Source organism: Limosilactobacillus reuteri subsp. porcinus, assembly GCF_036621895.1.
GTDB lineage: Bacteria > Bacillota > Bacilli > Lactobacillales > Lactobacillaceae > Limosilactobacillus > Limosilactobacillus reuteri_J.
Map to the genome: position 1 here is coordinate 1 of NZ_LN887350.1, position 257 is coordinate 257.

Here is a 257-nt window from a genome sequence, read left to right on the forward strand (position 1 = left end):
TACTGGTGGAATTCCTAAAGAAATCTGGTTTGATAATATGTCAACTGTCATTGACCATAAATTAAGCGACTTTCATCATCATCGATTTAATGAACGATTCCTATCATTTAGCCATGATGCCGGATTTCATCCAGTCGCATGTCGCCCATTTAGACCGCAAACCAAAGGTTGCGTTGAAGCATTAGCAAGAACAATGGAACGATTAAAACCTTATGATGGAGAATTTAGTACGGTCAATGATTTAAATGATATCGTTA

Annotated in this window: 1 pseudogene; it reads left to right on the plus strand. The window is 37.0% G+C overall.

Annotated features, from left to right (window positions below):
• Nucleotides 1–257: pseudogene (locus AACL61_RS02220) on the plus strand (IS21 family transposase); the annotation flags it as partial.